This is a genomic window from Tardiphaga sp. OK246, from assembly GCF_900188215.1.
In the GTDB taxonomy this organism is placed as follows: domain Bacteria; phylum Pseudomonadota; class Alphaproteobacteria; order Rhizobiales; family Xanthobacteraceae; genus Tardiphaga; species Tardiphaga robiniae.
Map to the genome: position 1 here is coordinate 338,807 of NZ_FZOX01000002.1, position 23,421 is coordinate 362,227.

The window sequence follows — 23,421 nt, forward strand, 5'->3', positions numbered from 1 at the left end:
CTAGAACTTAGCCCTGCTTCGCTATTCGGCGGAGTGGGTGACGACGCGTTTCGTGCGCAAGCGGTCCCATGACTGCTGCGGCTGCGGGTCACGATAGCCTACGAGCTGGACCAGCTGCTGCGGATAGCACTCGTTGCCGTGTGAGCCGTAGCCCTGCTGCGACATGGCGCCTTGGCATTTGGCGCGCGAGTGTACCGTGGAGACCAGTGGCCGTCCGGGGGCGCTGATCGGGGTATCCTTGCCAACGTCGTTGTTGCCAGTTCCCACGACTGCATTCCTTCTCTTCGAGGTGAACAGAAACGCGCAGTCGCCTGAAAAGGTTGCATACGCTCTCCTGAAGTCGCTTTAGCCGCGTTTCGGTTCAGTTTTGTTAAGGGCGTGCGACAGCCGGACGAACTTTCGAGACATCCTTTCCAAGGCGTTCTTTCTAAGCCGTTCGCAGATTTGCCGCCCGGATTGTGTCGTCGGCATGGGCGCCACGAAACAATTCAGCAGGGGGACGAAACCATTTTCCTCTTGGGCCGCAGACGTGCCGAAACCCGCATTGGCTATCCATTTGCCAACGACGCGGGGGGCAGCTGCCGAATTGGAGACGTCAGATGCGTACCATCAGCTTCATCCTCGCTTTCGCCTTCATCCTGGCTGGCCCGTCGATGGCCGGTTCCATTGAGGGTAACCTGCCGGGTATCGGCACCTTCGCCTTTACCGGTTCGCCCGTGATCGGCGCTGTTGCGCCAATGGTCGTTGCCTACGCACGCTGATTTCGATCGCGGGTGGACACCCGAGAAACAACAAGAAAAGTTTTGAAATGACCCGACCACGTTTTCTGACCGCCATTGTTGTCGCTGCCACCCTTGCAAGTTCCATCACGGGAAGTGCAGCGCAGGCGCAGATCTGGTCGTGGCGGAAGTTGCCGGACCAGCGTGGCGAGTTCGTTCGTTTGTGCTCGCCGCATATGGTCGGGCGCTGGGCGCATCCGGAAGAAGTGTGCGGCTGCCTGCATGACCACGCCGTGGCAACGGTGGAAGACGCTGATTTGCGCGAGGCACTGCTGCGGGGCATCAGTGAGCGCGGCGTACCTACGATCGAGAAGGACTGGATCCCGGCATCGAAGCAGTCGATGATCAGCGCGACCTTCACGCAGATCGCGAAGCCGACCCTGCAATGCATGTATGATCCGGCGCCGCTGGATTGAACCACTCAGTTAGTTCGCGTGATCTTTTTGCGCTGCGTTGTCGCGCCAAAATGATAGCGGATTTCTGTCTTTCCCTCTCGTCATCCCGTTACTGCCGATGATAGCGTTTTGCTACACCACCGTTAGGTGGGTGGATTCGCTACTAATTGAATTGGTGGGAACCGAGGGATTTTTTATGCGATTTGTTTCGATCGGCTTGACGTGTGTCTCGATATTTCTGACCGGCGCGGCGTTAGCTGCAGATGCCAGCACCCAGGAAGCCAACAAGAAAACCGTCGTCGAATTCTATGAGAAGGGCCTCAATCAAAAGGACTTCGAGGCGGCATCCAAATATTTCGGTCCGCGTTACGTTCAGCACAATCCCAATGCGGCTGACGGCATCGAGGGCTTCAAAGGCTTTATTGGTTTCCTGCGGGAGAAATTCCCGGACTCGCATAGCGAGATCAAGCAGGTCTTCGCCGACGGCGACTATGTGATCCTGCATGTGCATGCCGTGCGCGAAAAGGGCACGCGCGGTAACGCGATCATCGACATCTTCAAGCTTGAGAACGGCAAGATCGTCGAACATTGGGATGCCGTTCAGCCGATCCCGGAAAAATCCGCTAACACCAACGGCATGTTCTGATGGATATGGCGCAGCCCCAGCGTGACGATCGATTGAAAGGCAAGGTCGCCATTATCACCGGTGCGGGTTCCCGCGGCGATGGCATTGGCAACGGACGTGCCGCAGCGGTGTTGTTGGCGCGGCATGGCGCGCGCGTCGCGTTGGTCGACACCGACGTAGACGCTGCCGAAGAAACCGCGCGATTGATCGCTGTGGAGGGCGGCATCACGCAGATCTATGACGGCGATGTCAGTGATCGCGCGTCATGCGAGGCGATCGTCGAACGCACCGTCGAAGGCTTTGGCCGTCTTGATATCCTCGTCAACAATGTTGGCCTCACCGGGCCGCGCGGCGACGCCATCGAGGTCGACGACCGCGCCTGGGACGGCGCCATGCGTATCAACGTTGCCTCAATGATGCTGATGGCGAAGTATGCGATTCCGGAAATGATGAAATCCGGCGGCGGCTCGATTATCAACCTGACGTCGATCGCCGGCCTGCGTGGTGGCCATCCGAGCTTGTTGTATCCAACGTCGAAATCGGCGGTGATCGGCCTCACCAGAGCGATGGCGGCACATCACGGCCGCGACGGCATTCGCGTCAACTGCATCGCGCCCGGCACGGTCTATACGCCGATGGTGGCGTCGCGTGGCATGAGCGATGAGATGCGCAAGGCGCGCGCAGCGGGCACACTGCTGGGCACCGAAGGGACCGGCTGGGATATCGGCTATGGTGTTCTGTTTCTTGCCAGCGACGAGGCCCGCTGGATCACAGGGATTACGCTAGCGATCGATGGCGGTGCGAGTGTGGGCCAGACCGGTTCACCGGTGCCGCCAAGCGAGCCGCTGCGGCATTGATGAGCATGTCTTCGACTAGCGCGTCTTGGTGCCCGCGCGGGGAACGCATTTGCGAACACGCGTCACACCGGACGTGGTCAGCGTCGTGCCGGACACTTCCTTGATCTGGCCGGTGGGGCAAGAGCCGTCATCGACCAGAATGCGCTGGCCGAGGCGGACATCAACAATGTCCTGTTCGCGGTTGACCTGATCGATCGCAAGCGCCGGCGTCGCTAACGCAAGCGAAGCCAGAATTCCTGATAGCCAAATTGCCGAGCGCATTGTGCGACCTTTATTACTTGTTCTGGATCTTGAGGCCGTCGGGGCCGACATTGATCTGCAGCCCGCTGGGTTCTTTCTTGGTCTGGTAGAGATTGTAGCCGAGCACGCCGATGCCGACGATCAGCGCGCCGATGATCAGATAGAGCACGTTGCGATTGCCGGACATGAGGTCTCCGTTGGGGGCAGATCTGCCTGCTGGGCATTTTGTCTGCCTGGATTGTAGGGATGCGCATCCGATTCTAGAAGCGCAGCGGTTGCCGGCATTGAGTGCCAGCCAGCCTCAAGTTTTAGCCCCCCACGCGGGTTCCACGCGTCTTTGCTGCAGGCTTGCGGTGGGCGCGCAAACTCGCCGCTGAGGCTTTCGCCAGTCTTTCCGCCGATGTGACAAGCTCACGAATGGGATGGCCGGCGAAGCCGAGCACGAAGCCCGGCGCAGGGCGGGCGCGCAGATAGGTGTCAGCCAGCAACCAGCCCTCGACGCCGGCTGCAGCCTTGGCCTTTGCGGCGATCTCAAGCGACGTCGCGGGCGCGAACTTCGCCACCAGATGCAGGCCCTGTGACGGCACCGGCACGGTCAGTTGCCCGTCCGACGCATCCGTCAACGTTGTCGCCAGAGCGTCGCGCGCCTCGCGATAGATGTTCCGCATCTTGCGCAGGTTGGCCGCGAAGGCGCCGGAGTTCAACATGTCGGCGACGGCGCCTTCCATCAATGTGCCGGGAAAGCGGTCCATCGCCGCGCGCGCCGTCGTGACCGGGCCAATCAGGCGTTCGGGCAGGGCGCAGTAGCCGATGCGCAGACCGGGAAACAGAGTCTTGGCAAACGTGCCCATATAGATCACGCGTTGCAGGTGATCGATGCCGGCGAGCGACAGCAACGGCGCGCCGTCATAGCGAAACTCGCTGTCGTAATCGTCTTCGAAGATCCATGCGCCGGCGTCCTTCGCCCAGTCGAGCAATTCAAGACGCCGCGGCATCGCCATTTGCACGCCGAGTGGAAATTGATGCGAGGGCGTGACATAGGCCGCGCGCGCAGATGGCGCCGTGGCACGGCCCCTGGCGACGATCAGGCCGAAGTCATCGACCGGCACCGACACCGGCCGGGCGCCGCAATGTTCGATCGATTTTCGTGCGGCGGGGTAACCGGGGTCCTCGCACCAGATCTGTTCGCCTGGCTTGAGAATGGCTGACAGCACGATGCGCAGCCCGTGCTGTGTGCCCGATGTCAGCATGATCTGATCGGGATCGCAGCGCAGCCCGCGCGCTGACAGAAGATGATTGGCGATGGCGGTGCGTAGTTCATGACTGCCGCGGGGATCGCCGTAGTGCAGATGCTCGGCGCCGAAAGCGCGCAGGCGGCGGCCGGCGAAAGCGCGAAAACGGCGCAGCGCCTGTTCGTCGATATCGGTACAGCCGAGAGCGAGCGTGCCCCGCTGCGGCGCGTCGATGGCGATGGCCTTTGTCGGCTTGCTGCTACTCCGCGTCGGAATCCGCGCGGCGACGAAGGTGCCGGAGCCGACGTGTGCGACGGCAAAGCCATCGGCGATTAGACGCTCATAGGCATTGGTGACGGCATTGCGTTGAAAACCGGTTTGCTTCGCAAGGATACGCGATGGCGGCAGAGCTTCGCCGGGTTTGGCAACGCCGCCGGTGATGGCATGGCACAGCGCCTGATAGAGCCGATCCTGCGAGGACGATCCTTCGGTGATATGTGCGCCCGTGAGATCGAGCGGTAGCTCGGGTTTCGGAATTGGCTTCGCCAAATTGGTCGGAATTTTTCGCATGGAATTGGCACTATCGCAGACCAAATGCGGCGGTACAACACATTCGAACACTTCCAATTGACGGGGGATTGCCGTGACCACAGCCCAACTGAAGACCGCTGAACCGACGAACGCAGACATCGCGTCATATCCGCTCACGGCGCGCAATCGCGTGAAGCGACGCCATGACCGCGGCTTCTACGACCACGAGACCGTGCATCAAATTCTGGACGCATCGATGATGTGCCATGTGTCCTATGTGATCGACGGGCAGCCCTATTGCACGCCGACCTTCTTCTGGCGCGAAGGCACGAAACTGTACTGGCACGGCAGTAGCGCGAGCCGCATGCTGAAGAACCAGACCGCGCAGCAACGCGTCTGTCTCACGGTGGCCTTTCTCGACAGCCTCGTGCTGGCACGTTGCGGCTTCAATCATTCGGCGGACTACCGTGCGGTGATGGCATTCGGAAACGCTTATCTCGTCACCGATCCCGACGAGAAGGAGCAGGCTGGCATCGCCATGGTCGACCGTTTCTTTCCGGATCGTACGGCAAGTCTGCGCGAGACCACGGCACAGGAGATGAAGGCGACGTCCTTTATCGCCATGGAGATCGAGGAGGCGTCGGCAAAAATTCGCGCCAAGGGCGTGGCTGACGATGACGAGGATTACGAACTGCCGATCTATGCCGAGCGCATTCCGGTGAGGACGGTGATCGGTGCGCCGGAGCCGTGTCCGCGGTTGTTGCCCGGCGTCGAACGGCCGGCATCCTTGCAAGCATATTCGGAAGGCCGGCTGCTCGAAGATGCGCTGACAGATGCCTATTTTCTGCAGTACCCGAAGGGGTAAGGGGCGAGCATCTCAGGATGACGGCGTCGGTGCTCGTGCCGGTTACGGCCACAGCGCCGCGACGATCGCGTCGAGTCCGTCCGTCAACGCTGCTGGTCCTGGCTGCAGGATCAGCGGCGATTTGATCTCATAGATGCGATTGTCGCGCACGGCAGGAATCGCGTTCCAGTCCGGTCGCTGCCGGATTTTATCGGGCACGACTTTCTTGCCGCACCACGAAGCGAGGATCACATCGGGGGCCGCGGCAATCACGTCGGCTGGCATGACGATGCGATCCTTCGCTGCCTTCTGATGTCGAAGCTGGGGAAAAGCGTCTTCGCCGCCGGCGATCTCGATCAGTTCGGACACCCAGCCGATCCCGGTGATCAGCGGATCGTCCCACTCCTCGAAATAGACGCGTGGCTTCGTCTGCCGCAAGTCTGCCGCAGCTTTGACGCTAGAAAGTCGCAGCTCAAACTGCGTTGCGAGTTGATTTGCGCGTTCGCTCGCGTCCACCATCGCGCCGAGCGTTCGGATCATCGCCAGAATGCCGGCGATGTCGCGCTGGTTGAATACATGAACGGCGACGCCGGCGCGCGTCAGGTCTGCGGCGATTTCAGCCTGCAGATCGGAGAAGCACAGCACAAGGTCAGGATCGAGTGCGAGGATCTTCGGCACATCGGCTGAGATGAACGCGGACACCCGCGGCTTCTCGCGCCGCACCTGCGGCGGCCGCACCGCATAGCCGGAGACGCCGACGATGCGATCCTGTTCGCCGAGCAGGTACAGCGTCTCCACGGTCTCTTCCGTAAGGGAGACGATCCGGCTTGGCGGGAAGTGGCGCATGATGCCGATATGCCTGTTAACAAAGCTCTTGTCACGACATGCCGTTGTGTCGTGAAATTTCATCAAGCCCGCATGATGATGGGCAAGACAAACCGCAGGGAGTTGAGGCCAGCATGACGCCGCTCGACAAGATCCACAGCCTCGCGATGCCGTTTTCCGTCTCGATGGGTGTGACCTTTACCGACGCCGACCAGGAACGCGTCGTTGCCACGATGCTGGTGCGCGAGGACCTGTGCACACTCGGCCATACGATCCATGGCGGCGCGGTGATGGCGCTCGCCGATGCGGTTGGTGCGGCGGCGACGGTCATCAATCTGCCGGAGGGCGCCAAGGGAACGACGACCATCGAGAGTAAGACCAATTTCACAGGCGGGGCGAAAGCAGGAAGCACCGTGCGTGCGATCGCAACACCGGTTCATCGGGGGCGCAGAACGCAGGTATGGCAGACCCGAATCGAGACCGAAGAGGGCAAGCTGGTGGGCGTCGTGACGCAGACCCAACTGGTGCTGTAAGGCGGTGGTATGTCGCGTTTAAGGTTTTGTTAATGCTGGATAATTGCATGGCTCACTTGCAGTGGGCGCTGGCAGGTGCGGCATCTGCGCCCTTGTATTTTATGGTGCGTCGCACAATATAGGGTGTCTAGGGAATCGACGCTTTCCTCGAGGGCAACTTGAGGATTTTGACCATGTTAGACGCAGCCACCACCATCGCCATTTCGACCAGGGCTCCGGCCCGCGGACATGTGCGTGTCCTTGCAGCCCGCGAGCTGCCGCTGTTCCGCGATCATCTCTTGAGATTGGACCGCGAAAGCCGCCGCGATCGTTTCAACGGTTCGCTCGACGACGAATGGGTCGCACGTTACGCCGAGAAGTCCGTCAATACCGGCACCGTCATTCTCGTTTACTTCGAGGATGGCATCGTACGCGGCGCCGCTGAATTGCATCAGGCCGACCTGTCGCCGGACTCGCTGCCCGAGATCGCCTTCAGCGTTGAATCGATCGTGCGCCGCAAGGGCGTTGGCAGCATCCTGTTCACCAAGCTGATCGCCAAGGCGCGGTCGATGGGCTACGCGAGGCTGCGTATTACCACCGGCGCGCAGAACGATGCGATGCGCGCACTGGCCAACAAGTTCGGTGCGCACCTGTCGTTCCGGCACGGTGAATCCACGGGAGTTATAGACCTGCGCGATCCCATGGGCGCAGGTGTCGCGCCGCAGCCCAAGACCTCGGCGCTCGATGTGGCGCGCGCGGTGGCCGACTATAACCGGGCTTATTGGGGTCTGTGGTTGAAGCTCGCCGGCTGGGGCAAATCGTCCTGAGCCAAGAAACTATCGCGACAAAGAATAAAGGCCTCGTGGTGAACGAGGCCTTTATTGCGACTGCGGGCAGGGCTGTGAGCGCCCTCAAAATCAGATGCGCTTGTCGTTACCGAATTTGCGCGTCACGCGACGTTCCACGACCACCGAACGCTGAGCACCTTGCTCGCCTGCGATAACGCGGGTCACGCGCAGTGTGCCGGTCGAACGATTGGCCTTCTTCACTTCAGCCTGCACGGCGTCGAACGGCATGCCCATCAGCGAGGCGGCGATCTCCGCCTGCTGATCGAGATCCTCGGTGATACCCATCGCGGCGAAGATGGCTTCTTCCAGGGTCGGGGGATCGCGCCGTACGCGCCGCGTTCCATATTTCGTGTTCCAGTCTTCGCTCATCGCTCGCCTCAGTGTTGATTTGCGATACCTAAGCGAGCAGTTGTTGCATTGCAATATGGAATTACCGCGACAAAGCAGCCATGCAAACTTGTTCCCGGAAAACGAGAAAGAGTTTGATCGGTAGCTTTACGACAAAGCGGATGGCGGGGCGGTATCCCGTTGGGGTTGCGGCCAACGTTTCAGCGCCGCGTAACCCGCATCGGTGAGCGCGTAGGTGCCGCGCGCCGGACTTTCGAACCAGCCATAGACGTTGCGATGCAGGATCTTCTGCGCATCCGGATAATCCGGCGTGAGCTCACGCACCTTGCGCGGACCGACGACAAGCATCGCTGCGCAAGCGAGCGCCTGCTGACGATAGGCCGTCATGATCGGCGCGCGCGTGCTGCCGCCAAGGGCAGGATCGCCTTGACGTTTCTTGTGTTCGGTAACGAGGCGTGAACGCTTCTTCGGATTGCGTCGGGGCGCGACAGTGGCAGGCGCGACGAGAACCTCGACACCGCCGGCTTCCGTAATTCCGAGCATGCCGAAACCGAGTCTGCGGCACAGGTTGCGGTAGCGCGCATCGCTTTCGCGCCCCTTGCCGCGGATGGAGAGCTTGGCGGCGACCCAGACTTCATCACAGGCGCCGGCGCGATCGACAGCCTGCAGGATCAGTTCGAGATTGAAGCTGAGCTTGAGCTCGCCGATCACGACGATTGGCGGATCATCGCCATTCAGCGCCACGAGATCGCAACCTGATATCTCGCCTTTGACGGTAAAGCCAAGGCCTTCGAGGAAGCGTTTCACCGGGAGGTAGAGCGAGGTTTCCAAATCGAACGTCCAAGCCGAGGTCCATGAGACGATGCGCCGCTGCAACCGCGACTCACCGGCGGAGTTTATCCGGGTTGGCCCGCGGCGACACCCGAGGCGCCTTATCCCTGTGCGATCGGAGACCCGCGGTGAAGACCCTTCTGGAAATGTCGGACAGCTTTCGTCTGTTGCCGCATCTGATCGCTATGTCGATCGCTTATGTTCTAGCGCTGCCCATCGGCTGGAATCGTGAGCGCGCCGAGCGCAGCGCCGGGCTGCGGACCTTTCCGCTGGTGGCGCTTGCCACCTGCGGCATCGTCCAGGCGACCGAGGGGTTTCTGAACGGTCATCCCGAAGGCACAGCGCGCATTGTCGAAGGTCTGATGACCGGCATGGGGTTTATCGGCGGTGGCGCCATTTTGAAAGACAACGGCTCGGTGCGTGGTACCGCCACAGCAGCCAGTCTGTGGGCAACCGGCGCAACTGGCGCTGCCGTGGGCCTCGGCGCCTATGATGTGGCGGTCGTCATCTCGCTGTTCACCTTCCTGACTCTTTGGCTCCTGGTACCTTTCAAGCAGGAGGGGCCAAAGACGGAAGAGGACGTTAAAAAGCCTCCCAGCGAAATTTGAGCGACAAAATACCGGTGCTGGCGCAATTCTGTGAGGGTTAACCTCAATTCGCCCGATTTCGCCGGCACATGGCAGCAATGATTGGCCTTTTGCTGCGAAGCAGCGTAAAGCTCCGTCGATCCCGATACGCACCGGACTCCTGGACCCGACGTGACCGCCAACTGAAGGGCGGCAGATTCGTTTCCGTTTGGTCCCAAGTATTGATCCCGTGGATCTCAATGAGTCCGACCGCGACGCGGTCCGCTGCAACCAAGGTTTACATCTGTGTCATTTCTCTCGACTGGTCTGTCGCTCGCCCGCGCGTTGGCTGAGCGCAACTACAATGAATCCACCCCCGTCCAGGCCGCTGTCCTCGCTGACGATGCTGTCGGTCGTGATCTTCTCGTGTCGGCGCAGACTGGCTCCGGCAAGACCGTCGCTTATGGTCTGGCGATCGCCGAAAATCTGCTCGAAGGCGCGGAGAAGCTGCCGAAGGCTGGATCGCCGCTGGCGCTGATCGTCGCACCGACGCGCGAACTCGCGCTGCAGGTGCATGGCGAGCTGACCTGGCTCTATCAATATGCCGGCGCACGCGTCGTTTCCTGCGTGGGCGGTATGGATCCGCGCAAGGAGCAGCGCGAGTTGGCCGCAGGCGCGCACATCGTTGTCGGTACGCCCGGACGTCTCTGCGACCATCTGCGTCGCAATCGCCTCGACGTCTCCGAACTGAAGGCCGTGGTGCTCGATGAAGCCGACGAAATGCTCGACATGGGCTTTCGCGAGGACATGGAGTTCATCCTCAGGACCACGCCGGCATCCCGCCGTACGCTGCTGTTCTCGGCGACGCTGCCGCGCGGCATCGCCAATCTCGCCAAGCAGTATCAGCAGCAGGCGTTCCGCGTCGAAGTCGCAGGCACCGAAGGCGGTCACTCCGACATCGAATATCGCGCGATCCGGATTTCGCCGAACGACGTCGAACACGCTGTCGTCAACGTGCTCCGCTATTTTGAATCGCCGAGCAGCATCGTGTTCTGCAACACCCGCAACGCGGTGAACCATCTGCAGACCGTCCTGCTGGAGCGCGGCTTCTCGGTCGTCGCTCTCTCGGGCGAACTGTCCCAGAACGAGCGTACTCACGCGCTGCAGGCGCTGCGCGATGGTCGCGCACGCGTTTGCGTCGCTACCGACGTGGCTGCGCGCGGTATCGATCTTCCGAATCTCGGCCTCGTCATTCACTCCGATCTGCCGAACGATCCCGAAGTGATGCAGCATCGTTCGGGTCGTACTGGGCGTGCCGGCCGCAAGGGCGTCAGTGTTCTCTTGGTGCCTCCATCGCGCCGTCGCCGCGCCGAGATGCTGCTCAATCTCGCTGGCACGGATGCCGTCTGGGGATCAGCGCCGACCGTCGAGGAAATCCGTGTGCTCGATCAGCAGCGCATGCTGCAGGACACGCTGTTCACTGAAGAGTCCACCGAGGACGATCTGACGCTGGCGCGCGCGATGCTCGCCGAGCGTTCGGCCGAGGAGATCGCAGCGGCGCTGGCGCGGCTGTATCGCTCGCGTCTGCCGTCGCCTGAAGATGTGCAGGATCCCGGCACGTTCCGCGGTCGCGAGGATCGCCCAGGCAGCCGTCGCCGGGACGAGGAAGGCGCGCCGGTCCGCAAGACCCCGAAGAAGAGCGAACCGATGGGCGAGGGCGCCAAGTGGTTCCGTGTCGCCATCGGCCGGCAGAAGAATGCCGAAGCGCGCTGGCTGCTGCCGATGATCTGCCGTCGCGGCGGCATCGAGAAGGCGGATATCGGCGCGATCAAGATCTATGACGGCAATTCGGAATTCGAGATTTCGGCAGCCGCGGCCGAGAAGTTCGCGACGATGATCAAGCGTCCGGACAAGGAAGACAATATCCACATCGAGCCGCTGGCCAACGGTCCGGAAGGCGCGGTCGCATCGAACCGCACGGCGCCGGAAGATCGCGACTATTCCAACAAGCGCCCGCGCAAGCCCAGCTTCAGATCCGATGGCGACCGTCCAGATTTCAAGGACAAGGGTGCCTATAAGGAGAAGTCCTGGAAGGACAAGCCGAAGAGCGATAAACCTTATCAGGGCGACAAGCCGCGCTACGAGGGCAAACCGCGTTTCGACGACAAGCCGAAGTATGAAGGCAAGCCCAAGTTCGACGGCAAGCCGAAATACGATCCGGTGCGCGCCGACAAGCCGGCTTATGCAAAGCCGCGCAGCGAAGACACGCGTTACGAAGGCAAGCCGAAGTTCGACAAGAAACCTCGCGCGGACAAGCCGCCCTACGTCGCCAAGGCCAAGCGCGATGGCGGTGCGCCAGCTGCCAAGCCGGCTTTCGGCAAGAAGAAAAAGATCTGGGGCAACGCCGGGTAGTCTGGGCTCCGACCTCATGGTGAGGAGCGCGCTACTTTAGCGCGCGTCTCGAACCATGAGTTGGTGATATGCAATCATCCTTCGAGACGCGGCCAAGCGGCCGCTCCTCAGGATGAGGGCGGAGCGTGGGACAAATAGTGGCTAAACCCGTCCGCTTACCGGCAGCAGCGCGCCGGTCAACGCACTCGCCGCATCGCTCGCCAGGAACAGGATCACGCTGGCGAGTTCGTCCGGCGTGACCCACTTTGAAAAATCGGCATTGGGCATATCGCGGCGGTTCGCGGCTGTGTCGATCGTCGACGGCAATACGGCATTGACCGTGACCTTGCCCTTCAGCTCGGCGGCGAGCGTTTCCGTCAGCCGATGCACGCCAGCCTTCGAGGCGGCGTAAGGCCCCATGCCGGCGCCGGCCTGTAGCGCACCCATCGCACCGATATTGATGATCCGTCCGGCCTTCGACGACGTCAGATGCGGGATTGCCGCGCGCGAGGCATTGAGAGCCGTGAGCAAGTTGAGCCGATGCATCGTCTCCCAGCTCTTGTTGTTACCGTCGGCAATATTCTCGAAGGTGAATGCGCCGGCGATATTGATCAGCACGTCGATCTTGCCGAATTGTTTGACCACTGCAGCGATGGCGGCGTCGGCTTGCGCGGCATCGGAGAGGTCGACGCCGCCGATCTGCAAGCGATCTGGCGTTGAGGCCGGCGTCTTGGCGGAATGGTCGATGGCGGCAATGGTTGCACCGCTCTTAACGGCGCGGTCGAGCACGACCTGACCCAGCGCACCGGACGCTCCGGTGATGACGACGATCTTTCCGTTCATGGGGTACTCCTGTTACGCGCGATGATCCTGCCCGGAATTGGCCTTGGGTAATAGCCACAGATAGATCGCGCCGGCGGCGAGCGCCATGCCGGCCATCAGGCCGGTCATCACCAGCGCCGGATGCCCGAACGGTTCGAACACCGCGATCATGGCGCTGGCGAAGGCGCCCATGACCATCTGCATACATCGCATCACGCCGGCTGCCGCACCTGCCACATGCGGCAGGTTCTGCAAGGCTTCGTGGTTGGTGCTCGGTGCAAGCAGGCCGAAGGAAAAGATCGTGAGCGCCATCAGCGGCATCAACGACAGCGTCGTGATGGCGCCGGCAGGCACCAAAGCGACGGCTACAACAGCGCTGGCGATCATCAGCAGCAGACCGGCCATGATGATCTTGCGTGAGGCCACATGGCGGCGGCTCAGGCTTCCGCTGATCAGCGAGGCAACCAGCACGCCGCAGGAGGTCAACCCGAACAGCAGCGCAAACATCGTGGTGGAGAGACCGAGGCTGCCGATCAACACGGATGGCGCGCCGGAGATGAAGGCGAACATGCAGGCAAAGGCGAAGGCATAGAGCAGGGAGAAGCCGACGAAGATGCGATCGGACAGCACCATGCGATAGCTTTCGATCAATTGCGCGGGATTGAGCGAGCGGCGTTTCTCGACCGGCTGGGATTCATCGAGGCTGATGGCGCCGACGATCAGCAGGATAAGTCCGACGGCGGCCTGGGCCGCGTAGATGGTGCGCCAGTCGCTGACGGTCATCACCCAGCCGCCCAGCACGGGCGCGATCATCGGCGCGATGCCGAGGACCGCCGCGATCTGCGACAGCTTGTGGCGCGCCGTGCCGTGTTCGAACAGGTCGCGCACGATGGCGAAGGGCAGGATGGCGCAAGCGCCTGCGGCGAGGCCCTGCAGCAATCGAAACGCGAGGAGCACGCTAAACGACGGCGCGAGCGCACAGGCGCCCGCCGCGGTCGAGAACAGCAGCAGTCCATCCAGCAAGGTTGCGCGGCGCCCGAAGCGGTCAGCCAAGGGACCGCAGATCAGCGGCGAGATCGCAAAGCCCGCCAGGAACAGGCTGAGCGTCAGCGGTCCGCGTCCTGCGGCGTCGGCGAAACTCGCCTCGATCGCCGGAAGACCCGGCAATCCCATGTCGATCGACAGAGGGGGTAATGCGGTCAATGTGCCCAGAAAGGCAGTGAAGGCGAAACTGTCGCGCCTGAGGGCCAAAATCGATTCCTTGAAAATGCGAAAAAGTGTTTACGCGGTCGCGGCGCTATTCTGCCGGACTGATCTGCGCCGGCAAGATCCGGCGGTCAATGGAGCTGCTCAGCGTGAGCCCGAGCCCGGCCATGGCGACGAGCGCTGCGAGCAGCGGAAGCTGCGCGTAGTGCATGCCGGCATTCAGCGCGACGCCGCCGATCCATGCGCCGGTGGCGTTGCCGAGATTGAACGCGCCCTGGTTCAGGGTCGAGGCGAGGTTCGGCGCATCCGTGGCGGCATCGACCACCCAGATCTGCAGCGGCGAGACCAGCGCGAAGGCGATACCGCCCCACAGGATCAGCAGCACCAGCGTCGGGAGCGCCATGTGCACCACAAGCGCCAGTGCGCCGAGCACGATGACGAGACAGATGAATGCACCGATGATGGTCGAGAGCAGGTTGCGGTCGGCGAGGCGGCCGCCGATCAGATTGCCGATGGTGAGACCGACGCCGATCGCCAACAGCGCGCCAGTGACACCGTGTGGCGTCAGGCCGGTGACCTCTTCGAGCAGTGGTGTGATGTAGGTGAACAGGCTGAACATGCTGACTGAAGCCATGGTCGAGATCAGCATCGGCAGCAGCACCGGCCAGCGGCCGAGCGCGCGAAACTCTTTCGCCAGTCCGCCGCGCGTGCCCGGCATGCCCGATGGAACGAAACGCGTGATCGCGAGGAACGCAACGATACCGATCACCACGACCGCCCAGAATGCCGCACGCCATCCGGCGGCCTGTCCCAGAGCTGTGCCGAATGGCACACCGAGCACATTGGCCAGCGTAAGGCCGGCGAACATCAACGACACCGCTTGCGTGCGCTGCTCACGTGGCACCAGATTGCTGGCAACGACGGCGCCAATTCCGAAGAACGCGCCATGGGCAAAGGCAGTGACCACGCGCGCGGTCATCAGCAACCAGTAATCCGGCGCGAGGGCGCAGCCGAGATTACCGATCGTGAACAGCGCCATCAGAGCCAGGAGAGCAGTCTTGCGCGGGATGCCTGCGGTCGCCATTGCCACGATGGGTGCGCCGATCACGACGCCCAATGCATAACCCGACACGAGATAGCCGGCTTGCGGGATGGTCACCGACAGGCTGCGCGCGACGTCGGGCAGCAGGCCCATAATGACGAACTCGGTCGTGCCGATGCCGAAAGATGCCGCAGCCAATGCGAGAATAGGAAGGGATAGTCGGATGGGTATTCTCCTGAGCGGAAATATTGCGATGCAATATCAGGAGATGTGCCACGACCTCAGGGATTTGGCGACCGCCTCGCGGGGGAGGCAGCATTGCGCATCTCGGTCATCAAACTGTCGAGAGGCGTTTCGATGGAGCGGCTGTCAGCGGACAATAGGCCGGCTGTGCGATCTCAGCATAAAATGCAGGCGGACGGCTCAGACCGGAGGCCAGCTGCGCATGGCCATGTCGGCGAGTTTTCGCAATTGCTCGCGCGGTGCGCCGCCTGCGGCTTGCACGGCCATGCCCTGCAAGATGGCAGACACGTAGCGCGCGAGATCGCCGGCATCCGCATCGGCTGGCAGATCGCCTTCGGCGATCGCGCGTGTAAAACGGAGGCGCAGATCGTCCTCGCTCTTCGAGCGACGCGCCATCAGTTCCTGCTTGATCGTCTCCGCGGCATCACCGCAGCAGAGGGCGCCCTGGACCGCGAGACACCCGGGATTCCTGGGATCAGTCACCGCCTCAACGGATTCGTAGAGGATATGTTCGACCGCTTCACGGGCCGTGGCCTTCTCCAGGCCGGTGCGGAAATAGCCGCCGGGGCCATCAACGTAGCGATCCAGCGCCTTGCGGAACAGATCTTCCTTGTTGCCGAACGCGGCGTAGAGACTGGGCTTGGTGATGCCCATGGCTTCGGTGAGGTCGGCCATCGACGCGCCTTCGTAACCCTTGCGCCAGAACACATGCAGCGCGAGGTCGAGGGCCGTTTCGGTATCGAATTCACGAGGACGTCCCAGTGCCACGACGGGCCCTCCAAAGTTTTCTACCGTTCAGTAGATAAGTCTCTTGACAGTGGATGTCGATAGTCCATCTATACCGGACGTTACGAATGTGTGCGTTGCAGCGAGATGCCCGGCGGGACCGGCCAGACGCGGAATGTACAGCTTAGCTACTGAAATGACAGGGCTTTACAAGGCCCACGCAGATTAAATGGGGTTCACAATGGCACATAATTTCCCTCGCAAGATCGCTTTTGGCGCCGGAATCGCCTTGGTAGCGGTCGCCGTTGGCGGCGGTGCGGCGCTGATGAATCTGTCCAGCGTTGCAGCTCAAGCCGAGTCCGGTGCGGTTGTTCCCGCTGCTGTTCAGGCTTCGGTTGCCCTGGTGGAAGCCAAGGCCACGGCGCCTTCGGACGAGTTCTCTGGCCGCCTTGAGGCCATCGAGCGCGTGGAGATTCGCTCCCGCGTCGCAGGCGCCGTCCAGGAGATCCACTTTCGCGAAGGCGCGCTGGTCAAGAAAGATGACCTGCTCGTGCTGATCGATCCGGCGCTCTACGCCGCAGATGTCGATCGTGCCCAGGGGCAGGTGTCCGCGTCGCGGGCGCGCCTGATCCTGACCAAGGCCGATTTCGACCGCGGTCAGCAACTGACCAGCTCCAGCATCACCCAGCGCGACCTCGACAATCGTATCAATGCGTATCGTGAGGCCGAAGCCAACCTCAAGGCTGCAGAAGCCGCGCTCAAGACCGCCGAGCTCAATCTCAGCTACACTGAAGTGCGCGCGCCGGTCGCGGGCCGGGTCGGCAAGGTGGAGATCACCGTCGGCAACCTGATTTCGGCCGGCCCGTCCGCGCCGCTGCTGACGACGCTGGTCTCGGTCAATCCGATCTATGCAAGCTTCAATGCCGACGAACAGGTGGTGTCGCGCGCGCTGAAGACGCTGGCAGACGAGAAGACGCCGGGCGATATCGACCGCATCCCGGTTCACATGACCACCGTCACTGATAGCGCACCGGTGAAGGGCCGCATGCAGTTCATCGATAATCAGGTCGATCCGCGCAGCGGCACGGTGCGGGTGCGTGCGATGTTCGACAATGCCGATGGCCGGTTGATGCCCGGCCAGTTCGCGCGGCTCACAATGGGCCAGCCGAAGGCAGAACAGACGCTGCTGATTAGCGAGCGGGCAGTTGGCACCGACCAGAACAAGAAGTTCGTCATGGTGGTCGATGCCAAGGACAAGGCGCAATATCGCGAAGTGATCCTGGGGCCCTCGGTTGATGGCATGCGCGTGATCCTCAACGGCCTCAAAGCCGGTGAACGGATCGTCGTCAACGGACTTCAGCGCGTGCGGCCGGGTGTGACCATCAAGCCGGAGATGGTGGCGATGAACGCCGCGTCTCTCGTCTCGATCAAGGCCGTTGCGCAGAACTGATAACGACCGCCCTGTCCGCAGGCGGGCAGGGCGCACTTCCCAATACACAGCACGTCATCGAGGTCGAGCGATCGGCCGCGCGGGGCCCTTGTACCCCGCAGGTTTGGATTATCACGGAATAGCGCCATGAACTTTTCAAAATTCTTTATTGATCGTCCGATCTTTGCCGGCGTGTTGTCGACGGTGATTTTTCTCGCCGGCCTGTTGTCGATGCCGGTGCTGCCGATCTCCGAATATCCGGAAGTCGCGCCGCCGACCGTGGTGGTGACAGCGAATTATCCCGGCGCCAATCCGAAGGTGATTGCGGAAACGGTCTCGACGCCGATCGAAGAGCAGATCAACGGCGTCGAGAACATGCTCTATATGAGCAGCCAGGCGACCACCGACGGCAGGATGACTCTCAACGTCACTTTCCGTCTCGGCACCGATCCCGACAAGGCGCAGCAGCTGGTGCAGAACCGCGTTTCGCAGGCCGAGCCGCGTCTCCCCGCGGAAGTCCGTGCGCTTGGCGTGACCACAATCAAGAGCGCCCCCGATCTTACCATGGTCGTGCATTTGCTGTCGCCGAACGACCGCTATGACATGACCTATCTGCGCAATTACGCCGTGCTCAACGTGAAGGACCGCCTCGCGCGCATCGAAGGCGTCGGTCAGGTTCAGCTGTTCGGCTCGGGCGACTACTCCATGCGCGTCTGGCTCGATCCGCAGAAGGTCGCCGAGCGCGGTCTGTCACCCGGCGACGTGGTGCGTGAGATCCGTGCGCAGAACGTGCAGGCGGCAGCGGGGCAGGTGGGCGGTTCGCCCAATGAGCCAGGCCTCGATCTACAGCTCTCCATCAATGCACAGGGACGCCTGCAGACCGAAGAAGAGTTCGGCGAGATCATCGTCAAGAACGGCGACAATGGCGAGGTGACGCGGCTGCGCGACATCGCGCGCATCGAGCTCGGCGCTGCCGACTATGCACTACGCTCGCTGCTGAACAACAAGTCCGCAGTGGCGGTTCCGATCTTCCAGTCGCCGGGCTCCAATGCGATCCAGATCTCCGACAATGTCCGCAAGACGATGAAGGAGCTGAAGGAAAACATGCCAGACGGTGTCACCTACGACATCGTCTACGACCCCACGCAATTCGTTCGCGCCTCGATCGAGGCGGTGATCCATACGCTGCTTGAAGCTATCGCACTGGTGGTGCTCGTCGTCATCCTGTTCTTGCAGACATGGCGCGCCTCGATCATCCCGCTGATCGCCGTGCCGGTATCGGTGGTCGGCACTTTCGCCGTGATGCATGTGTTCGGTTTTTCGGTGAACGCGCTGACGCTGTTCGGCCTCGTGCTGGCCATCGGCATCGTCGTCGACGACGCCATCGTCGTGGTCGAGAATGTGGAGCGCAATATCGAGCGCGGGCTCGATCCGAAGAGCGCGGCCTATCAGGCCATGCGCGAAGTGACCGGCCCGATCATCGCGATCGCGCTGGTGCTGGTCGCCGTGTTCGTGCCACTGGCCTTCATCACAGGTCTGACCGGCCAGTTCTACAAGCAGTTCGCGCTGACGGTGGCGATCTCGACTGTGATCTCCGCCTTCAATTCGCTGACACTGTCGCCAGCACTCGCCGCGCTGCTTCTGAAGGGCCATGACGCGCCGAAGGATGCGTTGACGCGCTTCATGGACAAGACGCTCGGCTGGTTTTTCGTCCGCTTCAACCGCTTCTTTGCCAGAAGCTCCGACGCTTATAGCGGCGGCGTGAAGCGCGTCGTCTCGCGCCGCGCGGCGGTGATGGGAATCTACGTTCTGCTGATTGGCGTCACCGGTTATCTGTTCCATGCAGTCCCGGGCGGTTTCGTGCCCGGTCAGGACAAGCAGTATCTGGTCGGGTTTGCGCAGCTCCCCGACGGCGCTACGCTGGATCGTACCGAAGAGGTGATCCGTCGCATGGGCGAGATTGCGCAGAAGGAGCCCGGCGTCGAGAATTCGATCCAGTTTCCGGGTCTGTCGATCAACGGCTTCACCAACTCGTCCAACTCCGGCATCGTCTTCATCGGTCTGGATGCGTTTGACAAACGCAAGGATCCGAGCCTGAGCGGAAATGCCATTGCGTTGTCGCTGAACAAGAAGTTTGCCGGCATTCAGGACGCCTTTATTGCCATGTTCCCGCCGCCGCCTGTGTCGGGTCTTGGCACGATCGGTGGCTTCAAGCTGCAGATCGAGGATCGCGCCGGTCTCGGCTATGAGGCGCTGAACGACGCCACCAAGGCTTTTATCGGCAAGGCAATGCAGCAGAAGGAGCTGGCCGGTCTGTTCTCAAGCTATCAGATCAATGTGCCGCAGCTCTATGCGGATGTCGATCGCACCAAAGCGCGGCAGCTCAATGTGCCGGTTACCTCGGTGTTCGACACGATGCAGATCTATCTCGGCTCGCTCTATGTGAACGACTTCAACAAATTCGGTCGCACCTATTCGGTGCGCGTCCAGGCTGACGCCAAATTCCGGGCGCGGGCCGACGATATTGGCCAGTTGAAAGTTCGCTCCGACAGCAACGAGATGATCCCGCTCTCGACGCTGCTGCGCGTTAAGGAAAGTGCAGGGCCGGAGCGCGCCATGCGCTACAACGGTTTCCTGTCGGCCGACATCAATGGCGGCGCGGCGCCCGGCTATTCCACCGGCCAGGCGCAGGACGCCGTGGCGCGTGTCGCCAAGGAGACGCTGCCCAAGGGCATCGACTTCGAATGGACTGAACTGACCTATCAGGAAATCATCGCCGGCAATTCGTCGCTGATCGTGTTCCCGGTGGCGATGCTGCTGGTGTTCCTGGTGCTCGCCGCGCAATACGAAAGCCTGACACTGCCATTGTCGATCATCATGATTGTGCCGATGGGCTTGCTGGCGGCGATGTTCGGCGTCTGGTTGACCAAGGGCGACAACAACGTCTTCACCCAGATTGGTTTGATCGTGTTGGTGGGTCTGTCGGCGAAGAACGCCATCCTGATCGTGGAGTTTGCCCGCGAGCTGGAATTTGCCGGGCGGACACCGATCCAGGCCGCGATCGAGGCCAGCCGTCTGCGGTTGCGGCCGATCCTGATGACGTCGCTGGCCTTTATCATGGGCGTCGTGCCGCTGGTGACGTCCATTGGCGCAGGCTCGGAGATGCGTCATGCCATGGGTGTCGCGGTGTTCGCCGGCATGATCGGCGTCACGGCCTTCGGCATCTTCTTCACGCCGATGTTCTATGTGTTGCTGCGTGCCATGGCAGGCAACCGTCCGCTGACCCAGCATGGCGAAGCGACGGTCGATCAGGCGGCGCCGCTGGCACCGGGATCGCACGAAGCAGAATCGCGCCCGCACGCCACATCGCATTCGTGACACGCGGGAGGGTAAGGTAACGCCTGACGAGGGCTGCTGGTCCACGGATGCGCCGTTTCGACCCATTCTAAGGCGAGGAATTGCGTAGCCTGCGTCCAAGACTGTTGGAATCGCCCCCAATTGGCCGGGTGCGCTTTCCTCCACTGCACATCTTCCGCTACAATGCGAAAGGCGCTGCAGGGGAATGGTGGGTTGCGGACGGGTTTCTACAAATGCGAATACCGGGTTGATGAGGCGGTCGGCCGCAGTGTGATGTTTGTCGAGCATGGCAGCATGCTCGGCGGCAATTCCGCTTTTGCCCATATCGGCAGCTATGAGCTCCGGGGTGACGAGGTGGTGGCGGAGATCGAGAGCCGCCGCCACATGAACGATCCCAACTATCCCTCGCTGCTCGGCCAGGATGTGGCGACCATCAGCGTCACCGGCCGGCCCTATGGTGACACCTATCGTTTTCAGGGTTCGTCGCCGCAAATGCCGGGTGCGAAATTCGAGTCGGTCATGACGACGATCGATGACGGCGAGATGCCTCCGGCCGGACCGATCGGTGCGGGTGGCATCGCAAACGGGCTGTATTCGATCCATCTGCGCACACTCGACGGCATCGATGGCGGGCTCAACGGCGTGATGCTGCTGCATGACGGGCGCATCCTCGGCGGAGATGCGTTCTTCTATTATCTCGGCGCCTATTCCTCCGCGGACGGACGCTGGAAGGGCGAGATGCTCAATCAGGAGCACACGCCGGCAAAGGGCGAGAACCCGGTCTTCGGCGGCTATGAAATCGGTATCGGCTTTTCCGGCACCTGCGACGAAACCGGCGCCGAACTGGAAGCCACGGCGCTGGCCGGCAAACGGAGCCTGCGGTTGCAGGCAGTGCTGAAGCTGATCCGCAAGGCCGCGTAGGTTCCAGGCTGGCGCACGGCTTGATGGGGTGCGCGCCTGTCCGTAATGTCACCGGCGAATGACACAGGTGGCGACAAATCCATGACCCAGCGTATCGGCGCGACCGCTCTGATCTGTTTGCTCGGCGTCGCCGCCGGACTGGCTGTGCTGTCCGCGCCAACACGCGCGCAGGCCCAGTCCGCCGATCTGGTTCTGTGCGATCGCCTCGCGGCCGATCCTGCCGATCCCGACAAGCCTGCCGATGTGAAGGGCGTGGCCGATATTGCCAAAGCCGATATTGCCACCGCCATCAAATTCTGCCGGACCGCGTCCGGCGGGTCGCGCCGTGCGATGTTCCAGCTCGGGCGTGCTTACGCGGCCAATGCGCAGGCAGCTGAGGCGCTCGCGGCATGGCGCAAGGCGGCTGACAAAGGCAGTACCTCCGCCATGGTCGAACTCGGCGTCGCCTATGGCAACGGAACCGGCGTCGCGCGCGACGAGGCGCAGGCGCGCAAACTGTTCGAGCGTGCGGCTGAAGCCGGCAATCCGCGCGGCGTCAGCAATCTTGCGGCACTATCCGGAGGCGCAGGCGCGGGTTCAGACCCGGTGCGTGCACGGCAATTGCTGGCGAAATCCGCGGAGACCAATGCCGAGGCGCAATATCAGCTCGGCATGATGTTGTCGGAAGGCATCGGCGGCGCGAAAGACGATGTTGCGGCACGCAGCCTGTTCGAGAAGGCGGCAGCACAGAACCATGCGGGAGCGTTGGAGCGCATGGGCGCGTTCGCGCAAAGCGGCCGCGGTGGTGCGTCGGATAAGGATGCCGCGAAGGCCTATTATGAGAAGGCCGCAGTGCTCGGCGACGACGATGCGAAGAAGGCGTTGGAACGCATCAAGTGCCCTTATGTGCTCAAGGACAAGCGCGGCAACGTGGTCAGCAATATGTGCTTCTGATCAGCCTAGCCTGACTGCGGTCTGTCGCAGGCGCGCGCCGGCGTACCCACGTCGAATTCGCGCCGGTCATTCACCGACGGATCAACGAAATAGATGACGGCGTTGAACGGCACCGTGACGCGCGACTTGATCCCCTTGAACCACAGGTTGACGCTGAAGCGATCCGCGGTGACGTTCAGTCGTTCGAACTGGTGCTGCAGCACGAACGTCATCTTTTCGGGATATTTGGCGCGCTGGGCATCGGGCACGATGACGCCGTCGAACGAGGTCCTGAACGTGATCTCGTAATAATGACGGCCGCGCAGACCGCGTCTGGCGACGTCGGCAAGCGTGAATCTCATCTCGGCATACTGGGCGAGCGGGTCGGTGGTGCAGGGCTGCTGTGCTGCCGCGTGTGATGTGAGCGCGGCCAGCATCATCATGGCAACGGCGAGTGATGCGGCGAGGGTGCGGATGTCGCGAGGCAAGGACGGGGTCATGATCCTTTGTCGCGGCGGGAGTGAGCGGGTTCATGACGCTCGACCATGGCAGCGATTTTCTGCCGCATGCGTCCGCAACCATTTGTTTGAAATTGGCCGCCTAAACTCCCGGCTCTGAGTCGCCTTTTGCGTTTCCCTGGAGCCGCCTGTGAACGAGAGCCTGATCGCCATCTGCCAGTTGTTTCTGGTGCCGCTGACCATTCTGTTTGCCGCGGTGGGGGTGGCCAATGCGCGCTTCGTCAAGCTGTTGGTGTGTTTGCTCGGCGTCGGTCTCGCCGGCCTCTGGCTCTATCGCATCTATCTCTGGACCGGCCTGTCGGTGATCGATCGCCGCACGGCCTACGGCCTCGCGGGAGCTTTTGCGCTATGCTGGGTGCTGACGCTGCTGCATCAGATCAAGAGCAGCTTCGGCGGCGGATACGATCGCTAGGCTCAGGCA

Annotated in this window: 26 protein-coding genes; 14 read left to right on the top strand and 12 right to left on the bottom strand. The window is 61.9% G+C overall.

Annotated elements, in window-relative coordinates; all coding sequences use genetic code 11:
- Positions 1 to 21: 21 nt before the first annotated feature.
- Positions 22 to 267, bottom strand: coding sequence for a hypothetical protein (locus CHC01_RS08985; RefSeq protein WP_089263981.1), 246 nt, complete (start codon positions 265 to 267; stop codon positions 22 to 24).
- A 332-nt stretch (positions 268 to 599) separates the two neighbouring features.
- Here CHC01_RS08985 and CHC01_RS32275 point away from each other — a divergent pair, with 332 nt between their 5' ends.
- The 4 genes from CHC01_RS32275 to CHC01_RS09000 all read left to right on the top strand — a co-directional run bounded on the left by CHC01_RS32275 (position 600) and on the right by CHC01_RS09000 (position 2,656).
- The gene (locus tag CHC01_RS32275; RefSeq protein ID WP_176454539.1) at positions 600 to 761 is read left to right on the top strand and encodes a hypothetical protein; all 162 of its coding nucleotides are present in this window, start codon (positions 600 to 602) and stop codon (positions 759 to 761) included.
- Positions 762 to 808: 47 nt separating this feature from the next.
- Positions 809 to 1,195, top strand: a complete 387-nt coding sequence (locus CHC01_RS08990) for a hypothetical protein (protein ID WP_089263982.1) — start codon at positions 809 to 811, stop codon at positions 1,193 to 1,195.
- A gap of 175 nt (positions 1,196 to 1,370) precedes the next feature.
- Positions 1,371 to 1,820, top strand: coding sequence for a nuclear transport factor 2 family protein (locus CHC01_RS08995; RefSeq protein ID WP_089263983.1), 450 nt, complete (start codon positions 1,371 to 1,373; stop codon positions 1,818 to 1,820).
- On the top strand, positions 1,820 to 2,656 hold the full coding sequence (locus tag CHC01_RS09000; RefSeq protein ID WP_244558278.1) for an SDR family NAD(P)-dependent oxidoreductase: 837 nt from the start codon (positions 1,820 to 1,822) through the stop codon (positions 2,654 to 2,656). Before CHC01_RS08995 ends, CHC01_RS09000 begins: the two co-directional genes overlap by 1 nt.
- A 15-nt stretch (positions 2,657 to 2,671) precedes the next feature.
- On the opposite strand, the gene CHC01_RS09005 is transcribed toward CHC01_RS09000, so the two are convergent.
- The 3 genes from CHC01_RS09005 to pdxR form a co-directional block, all read right to left on the bottom strand.
- Entirely contained in the window at positions 2,672 to 2,917 is a 246-nt protein-coding gene (locus tag CHC01_RS09005) for a DUF6719 family protein (RefSeq protein WP_089263984.1), read from the bottom strand.
- 13 nt (positions 2,918 to 2,930) lie between these two features.
- Positions 2,931 to 3,083 (bottom strand): hypothetical protein, encoded by a 153-nt coding sequence (locus CHC01_RS32280; RefSeq protein WP_165826841.1) that lies wholly within the window; start codon positions 3,081 to 3,083, stop codon positions 2,931 to 2,933.
- A 121-nt stretch (positions 3,084 to 3,204) separates the two neighbouring features.
- On the bottom strand, positions 3,205 to 4,698 hold the full coding sequence (pdxR, locus tag CHC01_RS09010) for a MocR-like pyridoxine biosynthesis transcription factor PdxR (RefSeq protein ID WP_089263985.1): 1,494 nt from the start codon (positions 4,696 to 4,698) through the stop codon (positions 3,205 to 3,207).
- 73 nt (positions 4,699 to 4,771) lie between these two features.
- Between pdxR and CHC01_RS09015 the strand changes: the two genes are divergently transcribed.
- Positions 4,772 to 5,524, top strand: coding sequence for a pyridoxamine 5'-phosphate oxidase family protein (locus CHC01_RS09015; protein WP_502695638.1), 753 nt, complete (start codon positions 4,772 to 4,774; stop codon positions 5,522 to 5,524).
- A 42-nt stretch (positions 5,525 to 5,566) separates the two neighbouring features.
- Here the strand turns inward: CHC01_RS09015 and CHC01_RS09020 are convergent, their stop codons facing one another.
- Complete coding sequence (locus CHC01_RS09020; RefSeq protein ID WP_089264649.1) at positions 5,567 to 6,349, bottom strand: cobalamin-binding protein; 783 nt, start codon at positions 6,347 to 6,349, stop codon at positions 5,567 to 5,569.
- A 113-nt stretch (positions 6,350 to 6,462) separates the two neighbouring features.
- Between CHC01_RS09020 and CHC01_RS09025 the strand changes: the two genes are divergently transcribed.
- Both CHC01_RS09025 and CHC01_RS09030 read left to right on the top strand, forming a co-directional pair.
- Positions 6,463 to 6,861 carry a PaaI family thioesterase gene (locus tag CHC01_RS09025; protein WP_089263986.1) on the top strand — a complete coding sequence of 133 codons (399 nt, stop codon included), beginning with the start codon at positions 6,463 to 6,465 and terminating at the stop codon, positions 6,859 to 6,861.
- A gap of 173 nt (positions 6,862 to 7,034) precedes the next feature.
- Positions 7,035 to 7,667, top strand: a complete 633-nt coding sequence (locus CHC01_RS09030) for a GNAT family N-acetyltransferase (protein ID WP_089263987.1) — start codon at positions 7,035 to 7,037, stop codon at positions 7,665 to 7,667.
- Positions 7,668 to 7,757: 90 nt separating this feature from the next.
- Here CHC01_RS09030 and CHC01_RS09035 read toward each other — a convergent pair whose 3' ends face one another.
- Both CHC01_RS09035 and CHC01_RS09040 read right to left on the bottom strand, forming a co-directional pair.
- Positions 7,758 to 8,057 carry a hypothetical protein gene (locus CHC01_RS09035; protein WP_089263988.1) on the bottom strand — a complete coding sequence of 100 codons (300 nt, stop codon included), beginning with the start codon at positions 8,055 to 8,057 and terminating at the stop codon, positions 7,758 to 7,760.
- A gap of 126 nt (positions 8,058 to 8,183) precedes the next feature.
- Positions 8,184 to 8,867 carry a DUF2161 domain-containing phosphodiesterase gene (locus CHC01_RS09040; RefSeq protein WP_089263989.1) on the bottom strand — a complete coding sequence of 228 codons (684 nt, stop codon included), beginning with the start codon at positions 8,865 to 8,867 and terminating at the stop codon, positions 8,184 to 8,186.
- Positions 8,868 to 8,995: 128 nt separating this feature from the next.
- On the opposite strand from CHC01_RS09040, the gene CHC01_RS09045 reads away from it, so the two are divergent.
- Both CHC01_RS09045 and CHC01_RS09050 read left to right on the top strand, forming a co-directional pair.
- Positions 8,996 to 9,475: an MgtC/SapB family protein gene (locus CHC01_RS09045; RefSeq protein WP_244558279.1), complete on the top strand. Its 480-nt coding sequence runs from the start codon at positions 8,996 to 8,998 to the stop codon at positions 9,473 to 9,475.
- A 264-nt stretch (positions 9,476 to 9,739) separates the two neighbouring features.
- On the top strand, positions 9,740 to 11,845 hold the full coding sequence (locus tag CHC01_RS09050) for a DEAD/DEAH box helicase (RefSeq protein WP_089263991.1): 2,106 nt from the start codon (positions 9,740 to 9,742) through the stop codon (positions 11,843 to 11,845).
- A gap of 141 nt (positions 11,846 to 11,986) precedes the next feature.
- Here CHC01_RS09050 and fabG read toward each other — a convergent pair whose 3' ends face one another.
- The 4 genes from fabG to CHC01_RS09070 form a co-directional block, all read right to left on the bottom strand.
- Positions 11,987 to 12,667: a 3-oxoacyl-ACP reductase FabG gene (gene fabG / locus CHC01_RS09055; protein ID WP_089263992.1), complete on the bottom strand. Its 681-nt coding sequence runs from the start codon at positions 12,665 to 12,667 to the stop codon at positions 11,987 to 11,989.
- Between the two features lie 12 nt (positions 12,668 to 12,679).
- Positions 12,680 to 13,897 (bottom strand): multidrug effflux MFS transporter, encoded by a 1,218-nt coding sequence (locus CHC01_RS09060; RefSeq protein ID WP_176454540.1) that lies wholly within the window; start codon positions 13,895 to 13,897, stop codon positions 12,680 to 12,682.
- Between the two features lie 46 nt (positions 13,898 to 13,943).
- Positions 13,944 to 15,092 carry an MFS transporter gene (locus CHC01_RS09065; protein WP_283805443.1) on the bottom strand — a complete coding sequence of 383 codons (1,149 nt, stop codon included), beginning with the start codon at positions 15,090 to 15,092 and terminating at the stop codon, positions 13,944 to 13,946.
- Between the two features lie 225 nt (positions 15,093 to 15,317).
- Complete coding sequence (locus CHC01_RS09070; RefSeq protein ID WP_089263994.1) at positions 15,318 to 15,905, bottom strand: TetR/AcrR family transcriptional regulator; 588 nt, start codon at positions 15,903 to 15,905, stop codon at positions 15,318 to 15,320.
- Between the two features lie 199 nt (positions 15,906 to 16,104).
- Here CHC01_RS09070 and CHC01_RS09075 point away from each other — a divergent pair, with 199 nt between their 5' ends.
- The 4 genes from CHC01_RS09075 to CHC01_RS09090 all read left to right on the top strand — a co-directional run bounded on the left by CHC01_RS09075 (position 16,105) and on the right by CHC01_RS09090 (position 22,503).
- Positions 16,105 to 17,313: an efflux RND transporter periplasmic adaptor subunit gene (locus CHC01_RS09075; RefSeq protein WP_089263995.1), complete on the top strand. Its 1,209-nt coding sequence runs from the start codon at positions 16,105 to 16,107 to the stop codon at positions 17,311 to 17,313.
- A 126-nt stretch (positions 17,314 to 17,439) separates the two neighbouring features.
- Complete coding sequence (locus CHC01_RS09080) at positions 17,440 to 20,670, top strand: efflux RND transporter permease subunit (protein WP_089263996.1); 3,231 nt, start codon at positions 17,440 to 17,442, stop codon at positions 20,668 to 20,670.
- A gap of 192 nt (positions 20,671 to 20,862) precedes the next feature.
- A complete protein-coding gene (locus CHC01_RS09085) occupies positions 20,863 to 21,570 on the top strand; it encodes a GrlR family regulatory protein (protein ID WP_089264651.1) in 708 nt (235 codons plus the stop codon).
- Between the two features lie 81 nt (positions 21,571 to 21,651).
- On the top strand, positions 21,652 to 22,503 hold the full coding sequence (locus CHC01_RS09090; protein WP_089264652.1) for a tetratricopeptide repeat protein: 852 nt from the start codon (positions 21,652 to 21,654) through the stop codon (positions 22,501 to 22,503).
- A 5-nt stretch (positions 22,504 to 22,508) separates the two neighbouring features.
- Here the strand turns inward: CHC01_RS09090 and CHC01_RS09095 are convergent, their stop codons facing one another.
- A complete protein-coding gene (locus CHC01_RS09095; protein WP_089263997.1) occupies positions 22,509 to 22,982 on the bottom strand; it encodes a ClpXP protease specificity-enhancing factor SspB in 474 nt (157 codons plus the stop codon).
- Between the two features lie 148 nt (positions 22,983 to 23,130).
- On the opposite strand from CHC01_RS09095, the gene CHC01_RS09100 reads away from it, so the two are divergent.
- Positions 23,131 to 23,412: a hypothetical protein gene (locus CHC01_RS09100; RefSeq protein ID WP_089263998.1), complete on the top strand. Its 282-nt coding sequence runs from the start codon at positions 23,131 to 23,133 to the stop codon at positions 23,410 to 23,412.
- Positions 23,413 to 23,421: the final 9 nt, after the last annotated feature.

Bases quoted from the DNA above. Each gene is read 5' to 3' on its own strand.
- CHC01_RS32275 (WP_176454539.1), top strand. From the start codon at position 600: ATGCGTACCATCAGCTTCATCCTCGCTTTCGCCTTCATCCTGGCTGGC.
- CHC01_RS08990 (WP_089263982.1), top strand. From the start codon at position 809: ATGACCCGACCACGTTTTCTGACCGCCATTGTTGTCGCTGCCACCCTT.
- CHC01_RS08995 (WP_089263983.1), top strand. From the start codon at position 1,371: ATGCGATTTGTTTCGATCGGCTTGACGTGTGTCTCGATATTTCTGACC.
- CHC01_RS09000 (WP_244558278.1), top strand. From the start codon at position 1,820: ATGGATATGGCGCAGCCCCAGCGTGACGATCGATTGAAAGGCAAGGTC.
- CHC01_RS09005 (WP_089263984.1), bottom strand. From the start codon at position 2,917: ATGCGCTCGGCAATTTGGCTATCAGGAATTCTGGCTTCGCTTGCGTTA.
- CHC01_RS32280 (WP_165826841.1), bottom strand. From the start codon at position 3,083: ATGTCCGGCAATCGCAACGTGCTCTATCTGATCATCGGCGCGCTGATC.
- pdxR (WP_089263985.1), bottom strand. From the start codon at position 4,698: ATGCGAAAAATTCCGACCAATTTGGCGAAGCCAATTCCGAAACCCGAG.
- CHC01_RS09020 (WP_089264649.1), bottom strand. From the start codon at position 6,349: ATGCGCCACTTCCCGCCAAGCCGGATCGTCTCCCTTACGGAAGAGACC.
- CHC01_RS09025 (WP_089263986.1), top strand. From the start codon at position 6,463: ATGACGCCGCTCGACAAGATCCACAGCCTCGCGATGCCGTTTTCCGTC.
- CHC01_RS09030 (WP_089263987.1), top strand. From the start codon at position 7,035: ATGTTAGACGCAGCCACCACCATCGCCATTTCGACCAGGGCTCCGGCC.
- CHC01_RS09035 (WP_089263988.1), bottom strand. From the start codon at position 8,057: ATGAGCGAAGACTGGAACACGAAATATGGAACGCGGCGCGTACGGCGC.
- fabG (WP_089263992.1), bottom strand. From the start codon at position 12,667: ATGAACGGAAAGATCGTCGTCATCACCGGAGCGTCCGGTGCGCTGGGT.
- CHC01_RS09075 (WP_089263995.1), top strand. From the start codon at position 16,105: ATGGCACATAATTTCCCTCGCAAGATCGCTTTTGGCGCCGGAATCGCC.
- CHC01_RS09080 (WP_089263996.1), top strand. From the start codon at position 17,440: ATGAACTTTTCAAAATTCTTTATTGATCGTCCGATCTTTGCCGGCGTG.
- CHC01_RS09090 (WP_089264652.1), top strand. From the start codon at position 21,652: ATGACCCAGCGTATCGGCGCGACCGCTCTGATCTGTTTGCTCGGCGTC.
- CHC01_RS09095 (WP_089263997.1), bottom strand. From the start codon at position 22,982: ATGACCCCGTCCTTGCCTCGCGACATCCGCACCCTCGCCGCATCACTC.